Source organism: Pseudomonas sp. sp1636, assembly GCF_030376615.1.
Lineage (GTDB): Bacteria > Pseudomonadota > Gammaproteobacteria > Pseudomonadales > Pseudomonadaceae > Aquipseudomonas.
Window position 1 is genome coordinate 16245 of record NZ_JARRAB010000024.1, and the last position, 22868, is coordinate 39112.

Consider the following 22868-nt stretch of genomic DNA (forward strand, 5'->3'; position numbering starts at 1 on the left):
CATGTCAGCAGTCCGTGAAACCATTGCCGCCGTCGCGACAGCCCAGGGCCGTGGCGGCGTCGGCATCGTGCGGGTCTCCGGTTCCCTGGCCGGGCAACTGGCCCTGGCGATTTGCCAACGTGAACTGAAACCCCGCTATGCCCATTACGGCCCTTTTTTTGCCGATGCCGAACAGGTGCTGGACGAGGGCCTGGCCCTGTACTTTCCAGGGCCGAATTCCTTTACCGGCGAAGACGTGCTGGAACTGCAGGGGCACGGCGGCCCGGTGGTGCTCGACTTGCTCCTGCGTCGTTGCCTGCAACTCGGCGCTCGCCAGGCCCGTCCCGGCGAGTTCAGCGAGCGTGCATTCCTCAACGACAAACTCGATTTGGCCCAGGCCGAAGCGATTGCCGACCTGATCGAAGCCAGTTCCGCACAGGCTGCACGCAATGCCCTGCGCTCGCTGCAAGGCGAGTTCTCGCGGCGCGTGCATGGCCTGACCGAACGCTTGATCAGCCTGCGGATCTACGTCGAGGCCGCCATCGACTTTCCCGAAGAGGAAATCGACTTTCTCGCCGACGGCCACGTGCTCGACCTGCTGGAGGGCGTGCGCGGCGATCTGGCCGGCGTGCTGCGCGAAGCCGGCCAAGGCGCGCTGCTGCGCGACGGCATGACGGTGGTGATCGCCGGCCGGCCGAATGCCGGCAAATCCAGCCTGCTGAATGCCCTGGCCGGACGCGAAGCGGCCATAGTCACCGAGATCGCCGGCACCACCCGCGACGTGCTGCGTGAACATATCCACATCGATGGCATGCCGTTGCATGTGGTGGATACCGCCGGCTTGCGCGCTACCGAGGATCAGGTGGAGAAGATCGGCGTCGAGCGCGCTCTGAAAGCCATTGGCGAAGCGGATCGTATTCTCCTGGTGGTCGATGCCACCGCCGCCGAAGCCGACGACCCGTTTTCGCTATGGCCGGAGTTTCTCGATCAGCGCCCCGTGCCGGCCAGGGTCACCCTGATCCGCAACAAGGCCGATCTGTCGGGTGAAGCCATTGCCCTGGAAGTCGGCAACGACGGCCATGTGACCATCAGCCTCTCGGCCAGCTCCGGCGATGGCCTGGAGCTGCTGCGCGAGCACCTGAAAGCCTGCATGGGCTATGAGCAGACGGCCGAGAGCAGCTTCAGTGCCCGCAGGCGCCATCTGGAGGCATTACGCCTGGCCGCCAGCCATCTCGAGCATGGCCACACTCAGCTGACCCGGGCTGGGGCCGGTGAGCTGCTCGCCGAAGACCTGCGCCTGGCGCAACAGGCATTGGGCGAGATCACCGGAGCGTTCAGTTCCGACGACCTGCTCGGGCGGATATTCTCCAGCTTCTGTATCGGCAAGTAGGTCTCCAGCAGATTGTATCGGGTGGCGCGGCGCCCCCCTTTTTGCATCCAGACGACCAACCTATCGCCGCTCGGCGCAGGTTGAGCGTAACTATTCTCGGCGCCAAGCAAATCGAGCCATGCGCCGCATCTTCCTGATCGATTAAGGCCATCCCTTCCCTCTCGAAGGCACAATCGCCTGTCCTGTGCCTGCCCATCCTGCGACTTGCATGGCCTGGCCTACCCAAGGTTTTTTCGATTCTGCCATTACAGACGGCTCTGCCCCGAGCAAAACGCTGTCTGAAATTCGGCTATTTCCCCCGTCTAAGCCCTGTGGAAAACCGGGCCTGAGCCTTGCTCATAAGTCGGTGATAAAACTGAGGATAAACGCACCTGTGGATAAGTATCGCTTTCATCCACAGGCTGTCTACGGCTAGCGAACAGGCTAACGGCAGGATCAGCACAGCCTTTTGAAACGCTGTAAGCCGCGTCGCTATTGTCCTCTATCAATCTATCCACAGAAATGCGCGGCATACTTAATAAACATAAAAACAAAGATCTATATAAATTCATTCTTTTATTTTTTATTAACCGACAGCGCTGAGCAGCGCCAGGACGGCTGGCTATTTTTTGTGCAAAAGGCTTCTTTCACAGGGGCTAACTGCCTATACTTGCCGGCTTTCCAGCTTTTCAAAGCCAAAAGCCCCCCATTTCTCAACAGGCACGAGGTGCGTGGTGGATTTCCCTTCCCGTTTTCAGGTGATCGTGATTGGCGGTGGTCATGCCGGCACCGAAGCTGCATTGGCAGCGGCACGCATGGGGGTAACAACCCTGCTGCTGACCCACAACGTGGAAACCCTCGGCCAGATGAGCTGCAATCCGGCCATCGGCGGGATCGGCAAGAGTCATCTGGTCAAGGAAATCGATGCCCTGGGCGGGGCCATGGCGACGGCCACCGACAAGGCTGGCATCCAGTTCCGCGTGCTCAACAGCCGCAAGGGCCCAGCCGTTCGCGCCACTCGGGCCCAGGCCGATCGGGTGTTGTACAAAGCGGCTATTCGGGAAACCCTGGAAAACCAGGCCAACCTGTGGATATTTCAGCAGGCTGCGGATGACCTGATCGTCGAGAACGAACAGGTCAAGGGCGTGGTCACCCAGATGGGCCTGCGTTTTCTCGCCGACTCGGTGGTGCTGACCACCGGCACCTTCCTCGGCGGACTTATCCACATCGGCATGCAGAACTACACCGGCGGCCGCGCCGGCGATCCACCCTCGATTGCCCTGGCCCAGCGCCTGCGCGAATTGCCGCTGCGGGTCGGCCGCCTGAAGACCGGCACCCCCCCGCGCATCGATGGCCGTTCGGTGGATTTTTCGGTGATGACCGAGCAGCCCGGCGATCTGCCCACTCCGCTGATGTCCTTCCTCGGCCGTGCCGAACAGCAGCCGCGGCAGATCAGTTGCTGGATCACCCACACCAACGCCCGTACCCACGAGATCATCGCCGCCAACCTCGACCGTTCGCCGATGTACTCCGGGCTGATCGAAGGCGTCGGGCCGCGCTACTGCCCGTCGATCGAAGACAAGATCCACCGCTTCGCCGACAAGGACAGCCATCAGGTGTTCATCGAGCCGGAAGGCCTGACCACCCACGAGCTCTATCCCAACGGCATCTCCACCTCGCTGCCGTTCGACGTGCAATTGCAGTTGGTGCGCTCGATCCGCGGCATGCAGAACGCCCACATCGTGCGGCCAGGCTACGCCATCGAGTACGACTACTTCGATCCGCGCGATTTGAAATACAGCCTGGAAACCAAGGTCATCGCCGGTCTGTTCTTCGCCGGCCAGATCAACGGCACCACCGGCTACGAAGAAGCCGGCGCCCAGGGTCTGCTGGCTGGTTGCAACGCCGCACTGCGTGCGCAGGGCAAGGACAGCTGGTGTCCGCGCCGCGACGAGGCCTACCTCGGCGTGCTGGTCGACGACCTGATCACCCTGGGTACCCAGGAGCCGTACCGCATGTTCACCTCGCGCGCCGAATACCGGCTGATCCTGCGCGAAGACAACGCCGACCTGCGCCTGACCGAAAAAGGCCGCGAGCTGGGCCTGGTCGATGATCGCCGCTGGGCCGCGTTCGTGACCAAGCGCGAAGCCATCGCCCTGGAAGAGCAGCGCCTGAAAAGCACCTGGGTCCGACCCGGCACGCCCCAGGGCGAGGCGATTGCCGCGCGCTTCGGCACCCCGCTGACCCACGAGTACAACCTGCTCAACCTGTTGTCGCGCCCGGAGATCGATTACCCCGGCCTGGTCGAACTGACCGGCGTCGGTGCACAAGACCCGCAGGTTGCCGAGCAGGTCGAGATCAAGACCAAATACGCCGGCTACATCGACCGCCAGCAGGACGAAATCGCCCGCCTGCGCGCCAGCGAAGACACCCAATTGCCCGCGGACATCGACTACAGCGGGATCTCCGGCCTGTCCAAGGAGATCCAGCACAAGCTCGGCAATGCCCGTCCGCAGACCCTCGGCCAGGCTTCGCGGATTCCGGGAGTGACCCCGGCGGCGATTTCCCTGCTGCTGATCCACCTGAAAAAACGCGGCGCCGGCCGCCAGCTGGAGCAAAGCGCCTGATGTCTGTGGTAACCGCCAAGCACGCCGAAGAACTGGCGCAAGGCGCCCTCGAGCTGGGCGTCGAGGTATCGCCCAAGCAACAAGAACAGCTGCTCGCCTACCTGGCCCTGCTTATCAAGTGGAACAAGGCCTACAACCTCACCGCGGTGCGCGACCCGGACGAAATGGTCTCGCGCCACTTGCTCGACAGCCTGAGCGTGGTGCCTTACGTGCGTGAGGCTGGGGATAACTGGCTGGACGTCGGCAGCGGCGGCGGCATGCCGGGCATTCCCCTGGCCATCCTGTTCCCCGAGCGGCGCTTCACCCTGCTCGACGCCAACGGCAAGAAGACCCGCTTCCTGACCCAGGTGAAGCTGGAGCTGAAACTGGCCAACCTGGAAGTTATCCACAGCCGGGTCGAAGCCTTCACGCCGCAGCAGCCATTCAGCGGTATCGTCTCCCGTGCGTTCAGCTCCCTGGAGGATTTCAGCAACTGGACCCGCCATCTCGGCGATGGCCAGAGCCAGTGGCTGGCCATGAAAGGCGTGCACCCGGACGACGAACTGCAAGCCCTGCCTGCCGACTTCCGTCTGGCCGCCACCCACGTGCTCAAGGTTCCCGGTTGCCAAGGTCAGCGCCATCTGCTGATACTGCGTCGCTCGGTCTAGGGGGAAGGCTACATGGCTAAAGTATTCGCAATCGCCAACCAGAAAGGCGGCGTGGGCAAGACCACCACCTGCATCAATCTGGCGGCCTCGCTGGTGGCGACCAAGCGCCGCGTGCTGCTGATCGACCTCGATCCACAGGGCAACGCGACCATGGGCAGCGGTGTGGATAAACACGCCCTGGAACATTCGATCTACGACGTGCTGATCGGCGAATGCAACCTGGTCGAGGCCATGCAATATGCCGAACACGGCGGTTACCAGTTGCTGCCGGCCAACCGCGACCTGACCGCAGCGGAAGTCAGCCTGCTGGAAATGAAAATGAAGGAGAGTCGCCTGCGTAACGCCCTGGCGCCGATCCGCGAGAACTACGACTACATCCTCATCGACTGCCCGCCGGCGTTGTCGATGCTCACGGTCAATGCCCTGGTGGCCGCCGATGGGGTGATCATCCCCATGCAGTGCGAGTATTTCGCCCTGGAAGGTTTGAGCGACCTGGTCAACAGCATTCAGCGTATCGCCAAGATGCTCAATCCTGCGCTGAAGATCGAAGGCTTGTTGCGGACCATGTACGACCCGCGCATCAGCCTGACCAACGATGTCTCGGCGCAGCTCAAGGAACATTTCCCCGATACGCTGTACCAAACCGTTATCCCACGCAACGTGCGCCTGGCCGAGGCACCCAGCTACGGCATGCCGGCGTTGGTCTACGACAAGCAATCCCGTGGCGCCATTGCCTACCTGGCCTTGGCTGGCGAACTGGTTCGCCGCCAGCGCGCCAGCGCCCACACCGCAACCGCATAAGGAATTCCGCATGGCCGCCAAGAAACGAGGGCTGGGACGAGGCTTGGACGCCCTGCTGGGTGGTACCACCGTCACTGCTCTGCAGGAAGAAGCCGCCCAGGCCGATAGTCGCGAGCTGCAGTACGTGCCACTGGAGCTGATCCAGCGCGGCAAGTACCAGCCACGCCGGGATATGGATGCCACCGCACTGGAGGAACTGGCCCAGTCGATCAAGGCTCAAGGCGTCCTGCAGCCGATCGTGGTGCGGCCGATTGGCCAAGGCCGTTTCGAGATAGTCGCCGGTGAGCGGCGTTGGCGTGCCTGCCAGCAAGCGGGCTTGGACAAGATCCCGGCGATGGTGCGTGATTTGCCCGACGAGGCGGCCATTGCCATGGCGCTGATCGAGAACATCCAGCGCGAAGACCTCAACCCGATCGACGAGGCCGTTGCCTTGCAACGGCTGCAGCAGGAATTCCAGCTGACCCAGCAGCAGGTGGCCGAAGCCGTGGGCAAATCCCGCGTGACCATCAGCAACCTGCTGCGCCTGCTCGCCCTGCCGGACGAGATCAAGACCCTGTTGGCTCATGGCGATCTGGAAATGGGCCATGCCCGTGCCTTGCTCGGTCTACCAGCTGAACAACAGGTCGAAGGGGCGCGACATGTTGTCGCACGCGGACTGACCGTGCGACAAACCGAAGCCCTGGTACGCCAGTGGTTGAACGGCAAACCCAAGGTCGAAGCAGTGGTCAAAGCCGACCCGGACATCAGTCGCCTGGAACAGCGCCTGGCCGAGCGCCTGGGCTCCCCGGTGCAGATCAAGCACGGGCAGAAGGGCAAAGGTCAACTGGTGATTCGCTACAGCTCGTTGGATGAATTGCAGGGCGTTCTGGCCCACATCCGCTGAAACAATTGACCATGTAGCGGCTTCAGCGAAATCACTACCTGGCAGTTGAACCCTGGGGGTTAGCCCCCTATACTTTGCGCGCTTTTGTCGGCACGAAATATGCCAAGTCGTTGATTTGAGGCGGCCGACGCCGTGGGGACTGTGACGATGGTTGTTCGCACGCCAAATCGCCTGCCCTTTCATCGTTTAGCGGTGTTTCCGGTCTTGCTGACCCAGCTGGCTGTACTACTGTTAGCGGCTGCGGCGCTGTACGCCACACGCGGTGTGGTAAGTGGTTATTCGGGATTATGTGGCGGGCTGATTGCCTGGTTACCGAATCTGTACTTTGCCCACAAGGCGTTCCGTTTCAGTGGAGCGCGGGCCGCCCAGGCGATAGTCCGGTCTTTTTACGCCGGTGAAGCGGGCAAATTGATTTTGACGGCAGTGCTGTTTGCATTGACGTTTGCAGGCGTGAAGCCATTGGATGCGCTGGCGGTATTTGGCGTATTCCTGCTGACCCAATTGGTCAACTGGTTCGCGCCCTTGCTGATGAGAAAAAGACTTTCGAGACCTTAAGGCGTTTGAGGCAAACATGGCAGAACAAACCGCTTCGGGCTATATCCAGCACCACTTGCAGAACCTGACTTATGGGCAGCTGCCTAATGGTGATTGGGGCTTTGCCCACACCGCACAAGAAGCCAAAGAAATGGGCTTTTGGGCTTTTCACGTTGACACCCTTGGCTGGTCCGTCGCACTGGGTCTGATTTTCGTACTGCTGTTTCGCATGGCAGCGAAGAAAGCCACCTCTGGCCAACCAGGTGCCCTGCAGAACTTCGTTGAAGTGCTGGTCGGCTTTGTCGATGGTAGCGTGAAAGACAGTTTTCATGGACGCAACCCGGTCATTGCGCCGCTGGCCCTGACTATTTTCGTCTGGGTATTCCTGATGAACGCCATCGACCTGATTCCGGTCGACTGGATCCCGCAGCTGGCGATTATGCTCAGCGGCGATGCACATATTCCGTTCCGCGCCGTTTCCACCACTGACCCGAACGCGACTCTGGGCATGGCCCTGTCGGTGTTTGCGCTGATCATTTTCTACAGCATCAAGGTCAAAGGTATCGGTGGTTTCATTGGCGAATTGACCCTGCACCCCTTCGGCAGCAAAAACCTGTTCGTCCAGGCGCTGCTGATTCCGATCAACTTCCTGCTTGAGTTTGTCACCCTGATCGCTAAGCCGATTTCCCTGGCTCTGCGTCTGTTCGGCAACATGTACGCCGGCGAACTGGTGTTCATCCTGATCGCGGTGATGTTCGGCAGCGGTTTGCTCTGGCTAAGTGCCTTGGGCATTGCCTTGCAGTGGGCGTGGGCGGTATTCCACATCCTGATCATCACCCTGCAAGCGTTCATCTTCATGATGTTGACCATCGTTTACCTATCGATGGCGCACGAAGACAACCACTAAGAGCGCAGCACTCATTCTTATGCCCTCCCCTGCGGGAAAGGCCGATTAAGGGTGCGCTCTGCTCCAGGTGGACGCCCGCAAGGGCAACACAGGCAATGATTTAGCTTTACCGCTTTACCTTAGAAAACCTTAAACCAATACGACATAAAAGTCGGGAGGAAAGATGGAAACTGTAGTTGGTCTGACCGCGATCGCTGTAGCACTGCTGATTGGCCTGGGTGCCCTGGGTACCGCCATTGGTTTCGGCCTGCTGGGCGGCAAGTTCCTGGAAGGCGCTGCGCGTCAGCCGGAAATGGTTCCGATGCTGCAAGTTAAAATGTTCATCGTCGCCGGTCTGCTCGACGCCGTGACCATGATCGGCGTTGGTATCGCACTGTTCTTCACCTTCGCGAACCCCTTCGTTGGTCAAATTGCAGGCTAATCACTCGATTATTCGAGTGGATTGGTTTGACGGACAACGAACGAGCGAGGTGTTGGCGTGAACATTAATGCAACCCTGATTGGCCAGTCCGTTGCCTTCTTCATCTTCGTGCTGTTCTGCATGAAGTTCGTATGGCCTCCGGTCATTACGGCTTTGCAGGAGCGTCAGAAGAAGATTGCAGACGGCCTGGACGCTGCTAGTCGTGCGGCTCGTGACCTGGAGTTGGCCCAAGAGAAAGTGGGTCATCAACTGCGCGAAGCCAAAGGCCAAGCAGCCGAAATCATTGAGCAAGCCAAGAAGCGCGGAACTCAGATCGTCGACGAAGCCCGTGAACAGGCCCGTGTCGAAGCTGACCGCGTGAAGGCTCAGGCTCAGGCCGAGATCGAACAGGAACTGAACAGCGTCAAAGACGCCTTGCGTGCCCAAGTGGGTAGCCTGGCCGTCAGCGGTGCCGAGAAGATCCTGGGCGCATCCATCGACCAAAACGCGCATGCGGAGCTGGTTTCCAAACTGGCAGCCGAAATTTAAGCGAGGGCGCGATCATGGCAGAACTGACCACGCTGGCCCGACCTTACGCCAAGGCTGCTTTCGAGTATGCCCAGGCCCATCAGCAACTGGCCTCTTGGTCAGCCATGCTTGGCCTGGCTGCTGCGGTGTCGCAAGACGACACCATCCAGCGCATGCTCACGGCTCCGCGTCTGACGAGTACAGATAAGTCCACCACCTTCAATGAGGTGTGTGGTGACAAGTTCGATGCCCAGGTACGCAATTTCATCCATATCGTCGCCGAAAACGACCGCCTGGCCCTGTTGCCGGAGATCGTCGAGCTGTTCGAGCTGTACAAAGCCGAACAAGAAAAATCGGTCGATGTGGATGTCACCAGTGCCTTTGCATTGAGCGATGAACAGCAAGACAAACTCGCCAAGGTTCTCAGTGCACGGCTCGGCCGGGAAGTGCGCCTGCATGCTACGGAGGATACCAGCCTGATCGGTGGTGTCGTGATCCGCGCCGGCGACCTGGTTATCGATGGCTCAGTTCGCGGCAAAATCGCGAAGCTGGCCGAAGCATTGAAATCTTGAGTTTGAAGGGGCAGCAGAGCTATGCAGCAACTCAATCCTTCCGAAATAAGTGAAATCATCAAGGGTCGCATCGACAAGCTCGATGTGGCCTCGCAAGCCCGTAACGAAGGCACGGTCGTCAGCGTTTCCGACGGTATCGTGCGCATTCACGGTCTGGCCGACGTTATGTACGGCGAAATGATCGAGTTCCCGGGCGCCGTCTACGGCATGGCGATGAACCTCGAGCGCGACTCTGTCGGCGCCGTGGTTCTCGGTGCCTATCAGTCGTTGGCTGAAGGCATGAGCGCCAAGTGCACCGGCCGCATCCTCGAAGTGCCGGTCGGTCCGGAACTGCTGGGTCGCGTGGTCGATGCCCTGGGTAACCCAGTCGACGGTAAAGGCCCGCTGAACAACGTCGCCAGCGACGCGGTTGAGAAGGTTGCACCGGGCGTGATCTGGCGTAAGTCGGTCGACCAACCGGTACAAACCGGTTACAAGGCCGTCGATGCCATGATCCCGGTTGGCCGTGGCCAGCGCGAGCTGATCATCGGCGACCGTCAGATCGGTAAAACCGCTCTGGCGATCGACGCGATCATCAACCAGAAGAACAGCGGCATTAAGTGCGTGTACGTGGCTATCGGTCAGAAGCAGTCGACCATCGCCAACGTGGTGCGCAAGCTGGAAGAAAACGGCGCCTTGGCTAACACCATCATCGTCGCCGCCAGTGCCTCCGAATCCGCTGCGCTGCAGTTCATCGCACCGTACTCCGGTTGCACCATGGGCGAATACTTCCGCGACCGCGGCGAAGACGCGCTGATCGTGTATGACGATCTGTCCAAGCAAGCCGTGGCTTACCGCCAGATCTCCCTGCTGCTGCGCCGTCCGCCAGGCCGTGAAGCCTACCCGGGCGACGTGTTCTATCTCCACAGCCGTCTGCTGGAGCGCGCCTCGCGCGTGTCCGAAGAGTACGTCGAGAAGTTCACCAATGGCGCCGTGAAGGGCAAGACCGGTTCCTTGACCGCCCTGCCGATCATCGAAACCCAGGCTGGCGACGTTTCCGCGTTCGTTCCGACCAACGTGATCTCGATCACCGACGGTCAGATCTTCCTGGAATCGGCCATGTTCAACTCCGGCATCCGCCCGGCAGTCAACGCCGGTGTTTCGGTTTCCCGCGTCGGTGGTGCCGCTCAGACCAAGATCATCAAGAAGCTTTCCGGTGGTATCCGTACCGCTCTGGCTCAGTACCGTGAATTGGCGGCTTTCGCCCAGTTCGCTTCTGACCTGGACGAAGCCACCCGTAAGCAGCTCGAGCATGGTCAGCGCGTTACCGAGCTGATGAAGCAGAAGCAATACGCGCCGATGTCCATCGCCGACATGTCGCTGTCCCTGTACTCGGCCGAACGTGGCTACCTGCAGGACATCGAAATCGTCAAAATCGGCAGCTTCGAACAAGCTCTGATTGCTTACTTCAACCGCGATCACGCCGACTTGATGGCGAAGATCAACGTGAAGGGTGACTTCAATGACGAAATCGACGCTGGCCTGAAAGCCGGTATCGAGAAGTTCAAGGCCACCCAAACCTGGTAAGCCGCAGCGGAGGTCTGATGACCTCCGCCTGCTAACCCGATAGGTGTCAAATGGCAGGCGCAAAAGAGATTCGCAGCAAGATTGCGAGCATCAAAAGCACGCAAAAGATCACCAGCGCCATGGAAAAGGTAGCTGTCAGCAAGATGCGCAAGGCTCAAATGCGCATGTCTGCCAGCCGTCCTTATGCGGAGCGCATCCGCCAGGTGATTGGTCATCTGGCCAACGCCAACCCGGAATACCGTCACCCATTCATGATCGAGCGCGAAGTCAAGCGCGTCGGCTATGTGGTGGTGAGCAGTGACCGTGGCTTGTGTGGTGGCCTCAATACCAACCTGTTCAAGGCCCTGGTCAAGGACATGTTGGTAAACCGCGAACAAGGTGTAGAGATCGATCTCTGCGTGATTGGCGGCAAGGGTGCGGCATTCTTCCGCAGCTTTGGCGGCAATATCGTTGCTGCGATCAGCCACCTGGGCGAAGAACCGTCGATCAACGATCTGATCGGTAGCGTCAAGGTCATGCTCGATGCGTACCTCGATGGCCGCATCGACCGTTTGTCCGTGGTCTCCAACAAGTTCGTCAACACCATGACGCAACAGCCGGCAGTGGAACAGTTGATTCCCCTGGTGGCCGATTCGGATCAAAAGCTCAAGCATCACTGGGACTATCTCTATGAACCCGATGCCAAGGAGCTGCTGGACGGCTTGATGGTGCGCTACGTGGAGTCGCAGGTGTACCAGGCGGTGGTCGAGAACAACGCGGCTGAACAAGCGGCGCGGATGATCGCGATGAAGAACGCTACCGACAACGCCGGTGATCTGATCAGCGATTTGCAGCTGATCTACAACAAGGCGCGTCAGGCGGCGATCACCCAAGAGATCTCGGAAATCGTTGGCGGCGCTGCCGCGGTCTGATACCGGTTCAAATATTCAGAGGATCCAGCTATGAGTAGCGGACGTATCGTACAAATCATCGGCGCCGTGATCGACGTGGAATTCCCACGCGATCAGGTTCCGAGCATCTACGACGCCTTGAAAGTTCAAGGCGCCGAAACCACCCTGGAAGTTCAGCAGCAGCTGGGCGACGGCGTGGTGCGTACCATTGCGATGGGCTCGACCGAAGGCTTGAAGCGCGGTCTGGACGTCAACAACACTGGCGCAGCCATCTCCGTACCGGTCGGTAAAGCGACCCTGGGCCGGATCATGGACGTGCTGGGCAACCCGATCGACGAAGCCGGTCCGATTGGCGAAGAAGAGCGCTGGGGTATTCACCGCGCTGCGCCTTCTTTCGCCGAGCAAGCGGGCGGCAACGACCTGCTGGAAACCGGGATCAAGGTTATCGACTTGATCTGCCCGTTCGCCAAAGGCGGTAAGGTCGGTCTGTTCGGCGGTGCCGGTGTCGGCAAGACCGTCAACATGATGGAACTGATCCGTAACATCGCCATCGAGCACAGCGGTTATTCCGTGTTCGCCGGTGTGGGCGAGCGTACCCGTGAGGGTAACGACTTCTACCACGAGATGAAGGACTCCAACGTTCTCGACAAGGTAGCCCTGGTCTACGGTCAGATGAACGAGCCACCAGGCAACCGTCTGCGCGTAGCGTTGACCGGCCTGACCATGGCCGAGAAGTTCCGCGACGAAGGTAACGACGTACTGTTGTTCGTCGACAACATCTACCGTTACACCCTGGCCGGTACCGAAGTATCCGCACTGCTCGGCCGTATGCCGTCGGCAGTAGGTTACCAGCCGACCCTGGCCGAAGAGATGGGCATCCTGCAGGAGCGTATCACCTCCACCAAGCAGGGTTCGATCACCTCAATCCAGGCCGTTTACGTACCTGCGGACGACTTGACCGACCCGAGCCCGGCGACCACCTTCGCCCACTTGGACGCCACCGTCGTACTGTCGCGTGACATCGCTTCCCTGGGTATCTACCCGGCGGTCGACCCGCTCGACTCCACTTCGCGTCAGCTCGACCCGAACGTGATCGGTCAAGAGCACTACGACACCGCCCGTGGCGTGCAGTACGTGCTGCAGCGTTACAAGGAACTCAAGGACATCATCGCGATTCTGGGTATGGACGAGCTGTCGGAAGCCGACAAGCAGTTGGTATCCCGTGCGCGTAAGATCCAGCGCTTCCTGTCGCAGCCGTTCTTCGTGGCCGAAGTCTTCACCGGTTCGCCAGGCAAGTACGTTTCCCTGAAGGACACCATCGCTGGTTTCAGCGGTATTCTGAAAGGCGATTACGATCACCTGCCGGAGCAGGCGTTCTACATGGTCGGCGGCATCGAAGAAGCCATCGAGAAAGCGAAGAAACTGTAATCACCCGTGCGCCCGGCGACGGGCGCTTTTGTGAGGCTAGATATGGCTATGACAGTCCATTGCGACATCGTCAGCGCAGAAGGCGAAATCTTCTCCGGTCTGGTCGAGATGGTGATTGCGCACGGCAACCTGGGTGATCTGGGTATCGCTCTGGGGCACGCGCCGCTGATCACCGACCTCAAGCCGGGTCCGATTCGTCTGGTCATGCCGGGTGGCGAAGCCGAGGTGTATTACATCTCCGGTGGTTTCCTGGAAGTACAGCCGAACATGGTCAAGGTTCTTGCCGACACCGTGCAGCGCGCCGCCGACCTCGACGAAGCCTCTGCTCAGGAAGCCGTCAAGGCTGCCGAGAAGGCTCTGCACGAAAAAGGCGCCGAGTTCGACTATGGTTCCGCCGCCGCTCGCCTGGCCGAGGCTGCAGCTCAGCTGCGCACCGTCCAGCAGCTGCGCAAGAAGTTCGGCGGTAGCTGATACCAGGCTAGTCGTTGCACTTCATCGCAAGCGAGTAAAAGGGTAGCCTTGGCTACCCTTTTCTTTGTCCGTATTTTCTGGATCAGTGTCTGCCTATGTCTCTCGATATCGTCATCCTCGCCGCCGGCCAAGGCACCCGCATGCGTTCCGCCTTGCCGAAAGTCCTGCATCCGGTCGCCGGTCAATCCATGCTCGGCCACGTCATCGACCGCGCCCGCCAGTTATCGCCTGCCGGCATCCATGTGGTGATCGGCCATGGCGCGGATCTGGTGCGCGAGCGACTGGCGGCCGACGACCTGAATTTCGTCCTGCAGCGCGAACAACTGGGTACCGGCCATGCCGTGGCCCAGGCCCTGCCTATGCTTTCCGCCGAACGCGTGCTGATTCTCTACGGCGATGTGCCGCTGATCGAAGCCGCTACCCTCGAGCGGTTGTTGGCGAAGGTCGCTGACGAGCAACTGGCGTTGTTGACCGTCGACCTCATCGATCCGACTGGCTACGGGCGCATCGTCCGCGATGCCAACGGTGTGGTGCAGGCGATTGTCGAGCACAAGGACGCCACCCCCGAACAACGGCAGATCTGCGAAGGCAACACCGGCATCCTCGCCGTCCCCGGCAAGCGCCTGGGCGACTGGCTCGGCCGGCTGTCCAACAGCAATGCCCAGGGCGAGTACTACCTCACCGACGTGATCGCCATGGCCGTGGCCGACGGCCTGGTGGTGGCCACCGAGCAGCCGCTGGACGCCATGGAAGTACAGGGCGCCAATGACCGCCTGCAGCTGGCCGAGCTGGAGCGCCACTACCAGCAGCGTGCCGCCCGCAACCTGATGGTTCAGGGCGTGACCCTGCGCGACCCGGCGCGTTTCGACCTGCGCGGCGAGGTGACGGTGGGCCGCGACGTGCTGATCGACATCAACGTGATCCTCGAAGGCCGGGTGGTCATCGAAGACGGTGTGCAGATTGGGCCGAACTGCGTGATCAAGGACAGCACCCTGCGCCAGGGCGCCGTGGTCAAAGCCAACAGCCATCTGGACGGCGCCGAACTGGGCGCGGCCAGCGACTGCGGCCCCTTCGCCCGTTTGCGCCCCGGCAGCGTGCTTGGCGCCAAGGCCCACGTCGGTAACTTCGTCGAACTGAAGAATGCCGTGCTCGGCGCAGGCGCCAAGGCCGGCCATCTGAGTTATTTGGGCGATGCCGAGATCGGCGCCCGCAGCAATATCGGTGCCGGCAGCATCACCTGCAACTACGACGGCGCCAACAAGTTCAAGACCGTGCTCGGCGAAGACGTGTTCATCGGCTCCAACAGCGCCCTGGTGGCGCCCGTCACCCTGGGCGACCGCGTCACCACTGGCGCCGGTTCGGTGATCACCGCCGATGTGCCGGCCGACACCCTGGCGGTCGGCCGTGCCAAGCAGCGCAACGTCGACGGCTGGAAGAGGCCGACCAAGATCAAGAAATAAGGTCGTAGGATGGGTTGAGCGCAGCGATACCCATGCTGCCCAATTGATGGGTTACGCCGCTACGCGTCTAACCCATCCTACAGCCTTTGGTCGTTTTCCCGCTTGACGGAAAAGCTTCATTAGGTTTTGATTCGCGCCATTATCTTTCGAATCGAAACTTAGCATGTCGAAACGCAACACGCCGCAGCGTCGTCACACCATCCTCGCCTTGCTCGCCGAGCAGGGCGAGGTGAGCGTGGATGAGCTGGCCAAGCGTTTCGCCACCTCGGAAGTGACCATCCGCAAGGACCTCGCCGCCCTGGAAAAAAACGGCCTGTTGCTGCGTCGCTACGGCGGCGCGGTGCCGCTGCCGCAGGAGCTGATCGGCGATGCCGGCCAGCCGATTTCCCAGTACAAGCAGGCCATCGCCCGCGCCGGTGTGGCGCGGATCCGCGAGCATGCACGGATCATCATCGACAGCGGCACCACCACGGCGGCGATGATTCCCGAGCTGGGGCACAAGCCCGGCCTGGTGGTGATGACCAACTCGCTGAACGTGGCCCGTGCCCTCAGCGAACTGGAACACGAGCCGGTGCTGCTGATGACCGGCGGCACCTGGGATCCGCATTCGGAATCCTTCCAGGGTCAGGTCGCCGAACAGGTGCTGCGCTCCTACGACTTCGATCAGCTATTCATCGGCGCCGATGGCATCGACCTGGCCCGCGGCACCACCACCTTCAACGAGTTGCTCGGCCTGAGTCGGGTGATGGCCGAGGTGGCCCGCGAAGTGGTGGTGATGGTCGAGAGCGACAAGATCGGCCGCAAGATTCCCAACCTGGAACTGCCCTGGAGCAGCGTCCATACCCTGATCACCGACGAGCGCCTCAGTGCCGAGGTGCGTGAACAACTGACGGCGCGCGGAGTCAACCTGATCTGCGCAGCCGTAGAGCATTAAAAGGAGCAAGACTATGTGTGGCATCGTGGGCGCCGTCGCCGAACGCAACATCACCGCCGTGCTGGTGGAAGGCCTGAAACGTCTGGAATACCGCGGCTACGACAGCGCCGGTGTGGCCCTGCTGAATGACCAGGGCCAACTCGAACGCCGCCGTCGGGTGGGCAAGGTCAGCGAACTGCAGGCCGCGCTGCACGACGAGCCGCTGGCCGGCCGCCTAGGCATCGCCCATACGCGCTGGGCCACCCACGGCGCGCCGAGCGAGCGCAATGCCCACCCGCATTTCTCCGGTAGAGAGCCCGGCCAAGAGCTGGCGGTGGTGCACAACGGCATCATCGAAAACCACGAGCAACTGCGCGCGCAGCTCAAGGGCCTGGGCTACCTGTTCAGCTCCGATACCGATACCGAAGTCATCGTCCACCTGCTCGAGCACACCCTGAAAACTCAGCCAGACCTGACGGCGGCCCTGAAACAGGCGGTCAAGCAACTGCACGGCGCCTACGGCCTGGCGGTGATCAGTGCGCAGCAGCCGGATCGCCTGCTCGCCGCGCGCAGCGGCAGCCCGCTGGTGATCGGCCTGGGCCTGGGCGAGAACTTCCTCGCCTCGGATCAGCTTGCGTTAAGGCAGGTGACCGACCGTTTCATGTACCTGGAAGAGGGCGACATCGCCGAGATCCGCCGCGACGGCGTGCAGATCTGGGATATCGACGGCAAGCCGGTACAGCGCGAAAGCGTGCAGTATCACGAAGGCGCCGAAGCCGCCGACAAGGGTGAGTTCCGCCACTTCATGCTCAAGGAAATCCACGAGCAACCCAAGGTGGTGCAGCGCACTCTGGAAGGTCGCCTGGGCACTAACCAGGTGCTGGTGCAGGCGTTCGGCCCGCAAGCCGCCGAGTTGTTCGCCAAGGTCAAGAACGTGCAGATCGTCGCCTGCGGCACCAGCTATCACGCCGGCATGGTCGCCCGTTACTGGCTGGAAGAACTGGCCGGGATTCCCTGCCAGATCGAGGTGGCCAGCGAGTTCCGCTACCGCAAGGTGGTGGTGCAGCCCGCTACCCTGTTCATCAGCATCTCCCAGTCCGGCGAGACCGCCGACACCCTGGCCGCGCTGCGCAATGCCAAGGCGCTGAGCCCCGAGCAGGGCGGTTACCTGGCCAGCCTGGCGATCTGCAACGTCGGCATCAGCTCCCTGGTGCGCGAGTCCGACCTGTGCCTGCTGACCCAGGCCGGCCCGGAAATCGGCGTGGCTTCGACCAAGGCCTTCACCACCCAGCTGGTCGCGCTGATGCTGCTGTGCCTGTCCCTCGGTCAGGTACGCGGCGCCCTGGATAAACAGTTGGAGGCCGAACTGGTGGACGAACTGCGCCGCCTGCCGACCCGCCTCGACGAGGCCCTGGCCATGGACGCGGTGGTGGAGAAGCTCGCCGAACTGTTCGCCGAGAAGCACCACGCGCTGTTCCTCGGCCGTGGCGCGCAGTACCCGGTGGCCATGGAAGGCGCGCTCAAGCTCAAGGAGATTTCCTATATCCACGCCGAAGCCTATCCGGCCGGCGAACTCAAGCACGGCCCCCTGGCCCTGGTCGACAGCGACATGCCGGTGGTCACGGTGGCGCCGAACAACGAGCTGCTGGAAAAGCTCAAATCCAACCTGCAGGAAGTGCGCGCCCGCGGCGGCGAGCTGATCGTGTTCGCCGATAAGCAGGCCGGCATGAGCAACGGCGAGGGCACCCACGTGGTCAACATGCCGCACATCCACGATGCCCTGGCGCCGATCCTCTACACCATCCCGCTGCAGTTGCTGTCCTACTACGTCGCCGTGTTGAAAGGCACCGACGTCGATCAGCCACGCAACCTGGCGAAGTCGGTGACGGTGGAATAAGTTATCCACAGCTGATCGAAACAATGGATTGAGAAAATAAAAACTGTCGCTGGAAAATAAAAACTGTCGCATCCAGGGCCAGGCTCACTGCCCCTGCGATGCGATAGATGGATGCAGCCGCCTCCCTCATCTGTAATTCACTGAATACAAAATTATGTTTTTGCGAATTCAACCTGAAGAGTCGCTGCGGTCATTTATTGCGCGGAATTTCTATGTAAACAGATACAGCCCCTTAATCGCGGAGCTTAAAAAGGACTCTAATTTCGCAGTCTCGAATTACGAAATTAAAAAAATCGGTAAGGCAATGGGGTGGCTGGGTTGTTATGGATTTAACCGGTTGCTACATAATCATATCTATTACCCTAGGAAAGCATTTCTTCATAAAAACGAAGACCTATCTTATTCTGGGTGGGAATATTGTTCGTCGGGAAGTCAGTTTGAGCTTGCTAAAGAGCCATCTCGATTCTGTCCCGAGTGTGTAAGGGGCGATATTGCATCTTTGGGATTTTCTTATTGGCGAAGAGTACATCATCCGGATATTAAGGTATGTGCCACACATAACGTCTATCTCGAAGAACAATGTCCATTTTGCTTAATGCCATTTTCCTCCAAAAATCATGACTTAGATGTTATGTGGAAAGGGTGTAAAGGATTGCACTTAAGCCATACCCCTTCTAGAAGAAACTACAAATTCACGGAGCTTAAGAAAGCAAGATTCTTTAGAGATATCTTTAGTTTCGATTCAGTGATATCTATCGAGGCTGCACGCCTAGCATTGAGAGAAAGGGCCTGTGAGAGATGGCCATACCTTCGAGAAAAGCTAGTTGCCGCGGAGCAGTGGCATGAATTTATAGATCTTCTCAAAGGCGAATTTGGAGATGATTGGAATCTGGCATGTGGAATATACAATGATGTGATATATGGACTTGCACTAACACTCTATGATGGATTCCAGGATTTTTTAAATCATATTAAATGCTATGACTACAGGCTTCGAAAAGTAGAATCGCTCTGGTCTACTTACGCGACTGGTGAATATCTTGCTGTTCAGTACATACGTGAAGATTATGTGTACGGCGTAGGGCACTGGTCTTGCACTTTTTCCCCAAAAGAAATATCCGATGCCCGCGGTGATTGGTACGGTCGGCCAGTAGAGTACCCTTGTTGTAATCATGTGCCATCACTCTATAAGACTCGACCTCTACGGCCGGACCGTGTTAGGTCGGCGCCTCCGGGTGTTCCTATACTTGCAAGACATCCGTCAGAGTACTGAGGTTAAAACTTAGGTAACTGGACTACCCCAGGGCCTCGTCATGGGGCTGATGAAATAATGGATGTAGCGGACTGGATTATTCAGAAAGAATGGCGTGGTGCAGCCCGCTTTGGTCGAGTCCCGTAAAAACCGAAATGAGCGATGCGTCGAGAGATGCTCAGTCGGCACTACACCAATGGCTGAGATGAGGTGATTGGGATCCGCGGCTAGGTGGCGCTGAAAAAACCTAGGCCAGAAATGAAAAAGGCGATCTCGAAAGATCGCCTTAAACCAAGTTTCGTCACCGGTATAGGATGCCGGGAGAGGAAGCTCTTGGGCAGTAGGCACAGGATAACATCGCGCAGTACCAGGGGGTAGTTCAGCTGTCGGGAGCTGCTTGTTGGCGCTGAGCCACTGGGTACGGTATTGGAGGTTGTACGCTTCAGATTGCCACCGGAAAGCTCTTCAGCTGGGGAGAACCTGTTGCTCTACACCAACGCCAATTGCGGGCGTGAGATCGTAGTTGAGACGGTCGCGTGGAGATTGCTTCCAATTACCAGAAGCTCAATTCAGCCGACTGTACTCATCTTTGAGATGCAGAAACTGAGGAGCAAGAGGCTGGAGTGCTCGTGTCTTGCAGCACTGAGCCTTACCGCAGAAGCAGACCTAATTTCCATGTTTCGGTTATGGCTCAATCGGGTTCATCTCAGGAAGCACCGTGCCTTCACCCCTCTAGAATGGGCTTTTGCCGCCTTTATAGGACTTTATAGTCAATTATAGAGTGATTATAGAATTTGCTTAGGAAAGCCTGATTCACACACGCTTACGGTTCTGGATTCAACTGGCCAGTCTGCTTCCGGCCAGATGCGGCCATTGCCCAGCACCGATAAAGTCCTTGGCGATATGAAGCTTCTCTCTTCTCTAGGGCATCTGTATGCACTTCGATGAATTACTGGCTCGGTCGGCCATGCTTGAGGACCGGCTTTCCGGCTTTTTCGCGCCGCCCTTGGCCAGCGCTTCCAGTCGCCTTCAGGCAACCCAAGCGCTGGCAAGTCTGGGATTTGAGCATGCCCGGAGCCTTAAACATCTGGTAGCAGCAGGGCTATACACCTCTGCTGCTGCGTTGCTGCGAGTACATTACGAATCACTAGTTCGCGCACTTTGGGTGCTATATGTAGCAAAGGATGGACAGGCGGATTTGATGCTCGCTGAGCTCACACATGAGACGGCAAAGCAGGCAAGCAAGATCCCTATGCTCAGCCAAATGTTGGAAGATATTGAGGTCCAAGCTCCACACGCACCGGTAGCTCAGCTGAAGGAGTTTAAGCATTACTCCTGGAGGCCGTTGAGTTCCTACGTGCATGGAGGCATCCATGCAGTTAATCGTCACGGAAGGGGGTTTCCGCCAGAACTGGTCTTAGCAGAGATCAAACACTCGAACGGTCTGCTCGGAATAGCAGGCAATTTGCTTCTGATCCTGAGTGGTGTACCGCCTGAGACAGGAACGATGTCAGGCATCTACACGGAGTTCCAAGACTGCTTCCCCCCAGTTAACCCAACATACAAGCGGACGACCGAGTCGGCTCATTGACGGTCAGAATTGTCAGTTTTCAGGCCGCAACCACCAGAGGGAAGCGGCAGAAGCCGGCCAGAAGCGGGCAGTGATCCTGATGGAAGTCTGTTCCTATTCAGGATCAACCTAGGCTTGGAGTTTTTTTATTTCACAGGGCCGGCGGTGGCAATCTATGACGTGACCCAACAAGGAGTTACACCATGTGGAAACAACCACTCAAACAAGCATTCGGCATCGTAGACAAACGCTTTGCGGGGCACCCCTCAGACCAGGAGCGGGCGCGCGAAGCACGCAAGCTGATTAACAAGGCTGGCATTAGCTGGGACGAGATCGAGGAGGAGATCAGCCGCATTCTGCAAGGCTGCACCGCCGAACACTTGCAGGTCCAGCTCGCCGCAGCGCGCAAGTTTTTCAAATTCTGATATGCAACAGTCCAGGCGCTGCCATGCCTACTTCCGTCTGAATATGGGGCTGGTGCTCTTAGCGGAGAGGCGCCGCGCTGGATTGTTTGGCCATGCACTTAGGCAACAACCACAGTCGGCTGCTGGGTCGCGAAAGGCGTTTCCCGGTCAGAAGCGGTCGTTTCCCTAGCCTCGATCCCAAGCTTGGGCCTACCGAAGCGAATTCCAAAAATGACAGTAATTGCATTGATTAACCCTGAAAGTGATCCACACCTTATCGCTGACTGTCTTATTACCTCTGATGGAAAGGATGGGCGTGAATCAAAGTCGATCTGGGTTCCCTCCTTGGGAGTCGTTCAAACTGATTGGCGAGACATTGATGGGCCTTTCCATTTGGTGCGAATGGCCCGAAAAACTATTGTACTTCCTAACGGTGGGGGAATGCTGGCCTTTGCAGGTGACTGTCGAGCAGCATTCGAATTTTGGGCGGCGCTATCTGACGCAATCAATACAAAGAGCTATTACGACCCTAGTGCCTTGATCGATCGTGAAATGCTGGATCGGGTACTAATCGAAATGGGGACTAAGGCAAAATATTTTCATATTCTGGGTGTTCTACTTGGTGGAGATGGTCAAAAGCATGCATTTATCCATCGATCAGAAATGGTGGTTCAGACAGAAAACTTTGGTACCTGTTATCTGGCTGGAAGTGGAAGTAAGCTACTGCAGACAAAAATACTTCAGGAAGACGTGCGCTTTACGGAAATCGGCGAGTGGTCTTGGGACAAAATATCTCCTACAGAGGAGCTTGCAGAGTCATTGTGCTCTAGCATGCTCTACTATGAATCGGACGCTAGTAATGGGCGAAGGCCGGATACGCCAATACATGAGCGATTTGGTGGGTTCTATGAGTGGTATGGATTTAAATTAGCCGGTGTAAAGCCAATGCCATCGCGACTAGATATAAATCTGTACTGGGAAAACGATAAGCTCTATCTGACCCGCCTGCACTTATCAGAAACCTACATGTCTGGTAATGAGTCGGTCAGTAAATTCAAGAATCCGCAACCTTTGTTAAACGTTCTCACATTTTGCTGCCGCAGCGTCGAAGTGGATATTGCTGATTTAGTTAATTTGGATCTTAAATTTCTATTTAAAAAGGCAGACGGGTTGCTAATTGAGCGCTTCGTAAATTTATACGACACAGTTAGCGCTGCAGAAGACTCTCGCATCTCAGGATGCGCGAATGCCGATGCTCTTGAAGAACACTTTGGAATACCATTTGTAGTTAATAACGTCCGACTAATAGTTACCGTAAATGGCAAGGGCGTTATAAAGGGGGTAAGGAAGAGTGAGAGTTTTAAGCAGCCCGCCATCGTACACTCACAAAATGGCATTGTAAGTGTGGCTCTTGACAAGAATGTCACCCTTATAATCGCAGACATCTTATACAGGAACTTCTAGCAAAGATGAACCAGCAGTTTCTGGTTGCATGTCGTGGGGCGCTTGTTATCGAGCTTACAGCTTCTGACTCGGCTCGCGCTCCAAACATAATCGAGTTCTTCTCGATAGAGTTTATGCTGGTTGCTCTACTGCATTAGAAGTTTTTGACGTGCATCTGCTAGGAGGCACCCGAAGGCTGCATCTAGCACGGCTCCGCGCGGGAGCCTTTCGGTCGGAGGAACAGGCGCTCCCGGTGGTTTGGCCGCAACAAACCGACCTGTTTAAACAACTCGTGATCGGTCAGCAGATTGAAGAACGTATATTGCT

21 protein-coding genes are annotated in these 22868 nt (G+C 58.4%); all 21 read left to right on the forward strand.

Features of this window, described 5'->3' with window-relative positions:
- Position 1 precedes the first annotated feature (1 nt).
- Positions 2 to 1369 (forward strand): tRNA uridine-5-carboxymethylaminomethyl(34) synthesis GTPase MnmE, encoded by a 1368-nt coding sequence (gene mnmE / locus P8H27_RS19090; RefSeq protein ID WP_289639312.1) that lies wholly within the window; start codon positions 2 to 4, stop codon positions 1367 to 1369.
- Positions 1370 to 2082: 713 nt separating this feature from the next.
- Positions 2083 to 3975 (forward strand): tRNA uridine-5-carboxymethylaminomethyl(34) synthesis enzyme MnmG, encoded by a 1893-nt coding sequence (mnmG, locus tag P8H27_RS19095; protein WP_289639313.1) that lies wholly within the window; start codon positions 2083 to 2085, stop codon positions 3973 to 3975.
- A complete protein-coding gene (gene rsmG, locus P8H27_RS19100; protein ID WP_289639314.1) occupies positions 3975 to 4622 on the forward strand; it encodes a 16S rRNA (guanine(527)-N(7))-methyltransferase RsmG in 648 nt (215 codons plus the stop codon). Before mnmG ends, rsmG begins: the two co-directional genes overlap by 1 nt.
- A 12-nt stretch (positions 4623 to 4634) precedes the next feature.
- On the forward strand, positions 4635 to 5423 hold the full coding sequence (locus tag P8H27_RS19105; RefSeq protein ID WP_289639315.1) for a ParA family protein: 789 nt from the start codon (positions 4635 to 4637) through the stop codon (positions 5421 to 5423).
- Between the two features lie 10 nt (positions 5424 to 5433).
- Positions 5434 to 6306, forward strand: coding sequence for a ParB/RepB/Spo0J family partition protein (locus P8H27_RS19110; RefSeq protein WP_289639316.1), 873 nt, complete (start codon positions 5434 to 5436; stop codon positions 6304 to 6306).
- 147 nt (positions 6307 to 6453) lie between these two features.
- Positions 6454 to 6861, forward strand: a complete 408-nt coding sequence (locus P8H27_RS19115) for a F0F1 ATP synthase subunit I (RefSeq protein WP_289639317.1) — start codon at positions 6454 to 6456, stop codon at positions 6859 to 6861.
- 16 nt (positions 6862 to 6877) lie between these two features.
- Entirely contained in the window at positions 6878 to 7747 is an 870-nt protein-coding gene (atpB, locus tag P8H27_RS19120) for a F0F1 ATP synthase subunit A (RefSeq protein ID WP_289639318.1), read from the forward strand.
- A 163-nt stretch (positions 7748 to 7910) separates the two neighbouring features.
- Positions 7911 to 8168, forward strand: a complete 258-nt coding sequence (atpE, locus tag P8H27_RS19125; RefSeq protein WP_003097235.1) for a F0F1 ATP synthase subunit C — start codon at positions 7911 to 7913, stop codon at positions 8166 to 8168.
- Positions 8169 to 8225: 57 nt separating this feature from the next.
- The gene (locus P8H27_RS19130) at positions 8226 to 8696 is read left to right on the forward strand and encodes a F0F1 ATP synthase subunit B (protein WP_289639319.1); all 471 of its coding nucleotides are present in this window, start codon (positions 8226 to 8228) and stop codon (positions 8694 to 8696) included.
- A gap of 14 nt (positions 8697 to 8710) precedes the next feature.
- Positions 8711 to 9247 carry a F0F1 ATP synthase subunit delta gene (locus tag P8H27_RS19135; protein ID WP_289639320.1) on the forward strand — a complete coding sequence of 179 codons (537 nt, stop codon included), beginning with the start codon at positions 8711 to 8713 and terminating at the stop codon, positions 9245 to 9247.
- Positions 9248 to 9268: 21 nt separating this feature from the next.
- Positions 9269 to 10813, forward strand: a complete 1545-nt coding sequence (gene atpA, locus P8H27_RS19140) for a F0F1 ATP synthase subunit alpha (RefSeq protein WP_289639321.1) — start codon at positions 9269 to 9271, stop codon at positions 10811 to 10813.
- Positions 10814 to 10863: 50 nt separating this feature from the next.
- The gene (atpG, locus tag P8H27_RS19145; protein ID WP_289639322.1) at positions 10864 to 11724 is read left to right on the forward strand and encodes a F0F1 ATP synthase subunit gamma; all 861 of its coding nucleotides are present in this window, start codon (positions 10864 to 10866) and stop codon (positions 11722 to 11724) included.
- Between the two features lie 30 nt (positions 11725 to 11754).
- On the forward strand, positions 11755 to 13131 hold the full coding sequence (gene atpD, locus P8H27_RS19150) for a F0F1 ATP synthase subunit beta (protein WP_289639323.1): 1377 nt from the start codon (positions 11755 to 11757) through the stop codon (positions 13129 to 13131).
- Between the two features lie 42 nt (positions 13132 to 13173).
- Positions 13174 to 13602, forward strand: a complete 429-nt coding sequence (locus P8H27_RS19155; RefSeq protein ID WP_090504842.1) for a F0F1 ATP synthase subunit epsilon — start codon at positions 13174 to 13176, stop codon at positions 13600 to 13602.
- 95 nt (positions 13603 to 13697) lie between these two features.
- Positions 13698 to 15062 (forward strand): bifunctional UDP-N-acetylglucosamine diphosphorylase/glucosamine-1-phosphate N-acetyltransferase GlmU, encoded by a 1365-nt coding sequence (glmU, locus tag P8H27_RS19160; RefSeq protein WP_289639324.1) that lies wholly within the window; start codon positions 13698 to 13700, stop codon positions 15060 to 15062.
- 163 nt (positions 15063 to 15225) lie between these two features.
- The gene (locus tag P8H27_RS19165) at positions 15226 to 15996 is read left to right on the forward strand and encodes a DeoR/GlpR family DNA-binding transcription regulator (protein WP_289639325.1); all 771 of its coding nucleotides are present in this window, start codon (positions 15226 to 15228) and stop codon (positions 15994 to 15996) included.
- 13 nt (positions 15997 to 16009) lie between these two features.
- On the forward strand, positions 16010 to 17872 hold the full coding sequence (gene glmS, locus P8H27_RS19170) for a glutamine--fructose-6-phosphate transaminase (isomerizing) (protein WP_289639326.1): 1863 nt from the start codon (positions 16010 to 16012) through the stop codon (positions 17870 to 17872).
- 154 nt (positions 17873 to 18026) lie between these two features.
- Positions 18027 to 19145 (forward strand): TniQ family protein, encoded by a 1119-nt coding sequence (locus tag P8H27_RS20795; RefSeq protein ID WP_374761373.1) that lies wholly within the window; start codon positions 18027 to 18029, stop codon positions 19143 to 19145.
- Positions 19146 to 20058: 913 nt separating this feature from the next.
- Positions 20059 to 20715 (forward strand): DUF6988 family protein, encoded by a 657-nt coding sequence (locus P8H27_RS19175; protein WP_289639327.1) that lies wholly within the window; start codon positions 20059 to 20061, stop codon positions 20713 to 20715.
- 182 nt (positions 20716 to 20897) lie between these two features.
- Entirely contained in the window at positions 20898 to 21119 is a 222-nt protein-coding gene (locus P8H27_RS19180; protein WP_289639328.1) for a hypothetical protein, read from the forward strand.
- 210 nt (positions 21120 to 21329) lie between these two features.
- Complete coding sequence (locus P8H27_RS19185; RefSeq protein WP_289639329.1) at positions 21330 to 22562, forward strand: hypothetical protein; 1233 nt, start codon at positions 21330 to 21332, stop codon at positions 22560 to 22562.
- The last annotated feature ends 306 nt before the right edge of the window (positions 22563 to 22868 follow it).